A 2,108-nucleotide genomic window follows, 5' to 3' on the forward strand; every position below is an offset into this window, starting at 1 on the left:
TTTAAAGATTTCGAAAAATTTCTTATAACTGTTGTTTTACCGCGACCAGGACCACCGGTAATCAAACCAAAGCCTTTTGTATCTAATAAGTAATTCAATCGATAAATCACTTCTTTATATTCTGAAGTTTCAACCACAATGTCTTTTTTGCTTTTGATGAAAGGATTAAATTCCAAACCATACCGCTGTATATAAGTCATTATTCTAAGCCTCCAGTTAATTTTATTTTTGTACGTTTTATTTTTGAATTATCGCATTTATTTAAAAGTTTGATAGGCGTCAAAACATCTTTTATAGGGTCTACAACAAATACCTCACTTAAATCTGGAGAATATCTTAATGTAATTTTCTGTTTAGAATAACGATAATCAACTTCGTACTCCACACCATCTAAAACAATAACATTATCTGAAGAAACCCGACGTTCATACTCCAGTAGAAAACTTTTATTAATCTGATCTTCTGACAATCGTTTAATAAATTTAGACTCACTGAAAAATCGATCTTGAGGTGACAGTCCACCGAGGGAACTATGAACTCTTTGGTTGTAGTGCTGTACATAAGCGTTTAAAGATGTTCTTAAGTCATCTAAATCCTTAAAGTCATCCATATTTAAAGTGGACATCCATTGTTGCTTTAAGGTTCTAAACCAACGCTCGATTTTCGCTTTTTGAGTAGGCGTATATGGCGCGCAATAATTCAAAGAGACACCAATCCGAGCTCCTAGTAACGACATCTGCTTGTTTTTGTAAGCAGATCCATTATCAAAACTAAGAATTTTGGGTCGGCCAAACTTGGTAACAGCTGATTTTAATATGGACATTAGATTAATGTAATTATCGTTAAAGAAAACATCAATGCCTACTATGTACCTTGAAGCATCATCAATCAAGGCTTGAATCCAGACTTTCTTCTTTTTTCCATTAACCTTTAAATAAGGGCCAACACTACTATCACCATACCAAGCCTCATTGATATGAGGTCTTTCATACCGTCTCATATCTTTATTTGTTGTCGTGCCATTCTCTAAGTTAAGTTGATTAATGTATCTGTTAATAGTAGAAAGAGAAACATCATCTTTTCTAATGGTGCCATTGTCTATCAGGTTCTGATATACCAGTGTAGCAGGAAGTCTTGGGTAAGTTTTTTTTAGGTAATTGAGTTGTTCAATCATATCTTCGTCTAGCTTTCTTGATAACCCAAGATCCTCACGATGTTTAGGTAACAAGGCATCAAATCCATTTTTTTGATACTGATAGTACCATCTTTCGATGGTTGATTCGGAAACATGAACCTCTTTTCCGCTTGGTAAAGTGTAGAGTTTTTTAGCCGCATCCCTAAAAAAGCCATGAAGACTACCGTGTTCATCAAAGGTCCCACTGATAATTGGAGCAATGATTGCGTATCTAAAAAGGCCTAGTGCTTTTCTTTTTTCTTCATTCATCGTAAAAATCCTCCTAAAATTTAAGACTACTATGAGGATAAAACAAAAATTCTAAAAAATGAATGAAGGTTATGTGGGTTGAAGAAATAAAATATTTGAGACTCGCTTAATCTGCATAAACTGCCTTTTAAAAAAAGAAAAGCAACTCTCAGCTATGCTTTGATTGAGCTTAATATCAAAAGCTATTAATTTTTCTTTCCAATGTAAACGATACTGTTTAATCACATAAGAAATGTTGTCTTCATCAATAAAAGGATTAGAGAACATGACTCCGTCATTAGACACGTTATTTTCAAAGTTTTCAATAATAGAAAGATGATCCTCTAAAAGAATTCTAGAATAGGGAACAAGAAATTCTGGCATGAGCGCATGGGTCTTTGAGCAAGCTTTGCACTTAAGTCTTTTAATCTCTAAAGGCATAAGCTTCTCGGGTGTTTTAACAGAACGGGTGTACTTGCCATGTTTGATTAGTTGGCCAGTTTGACCACAAGGGCATATGAGTTTATGAAAATCAAGATTTATAAGTTACTGTTCAGACCCAATAAAAATCAAAAAAAATTGACGAAATTTTTTCCTGTGGAAAAAGTGATAAGAGCAAGGCAATCGTTTTTTAAGGTTGCCTTGCTTGAATTTTTCCTTTATTATCCACAGTTATTCACAGATG

At 33.9% G+C, this 2,108-nt stretch carries 2 protein-coding genes and 1 pseudogene; all 3 read right to left on the reverse strand.

The annotated features are described in order from the left end of the window. Window positions 1–200, reverse strand: a pseudogene (locus tag AC6F8J_RS04615) (ExeA family protein); the annotation flags it as partial. Next, entirely contained in the window at window positions 200–1,444 is a 1,245-nt protein-coding gene (locus tag AC6F8J_RS04620) for a DDE-type integrase/transposase/recombinase (RefSeq protein WP_500721378.1), read from the reverse strand. The gene AC6F8J_RS04620 and the pseudogene AC6F8J_RS04615, both read right to left, overlap by 1 nt. Window positions 1,445–1,513: 69 nt before the next feature. Continuing rightward, entirely contained in the window at window positions 1,514–1,966 is a 453-nt protein-coding gene (locus AC6F8J_RS04625; protein ID WP_500721379.1) for a DUF6431 domain-containing protein, read from the reverse strand. Window positions 1,967–2,108 lie beyond the last annotated feature (142 nt).

It is taken from the genome of Petrocella sp. (genome assembly GCF_059865615.1).

Bases quoted from the DNA above. Each gene is read 5' to 3' on its own strand.
- AC6F8J_RS04620 (WP_500721378.1), bottom strand. From the start codon at position 1,444: ATGAATGAAGAAAAAAGAAAAGCACTAGGCCTTTTTAGATACGCAATC.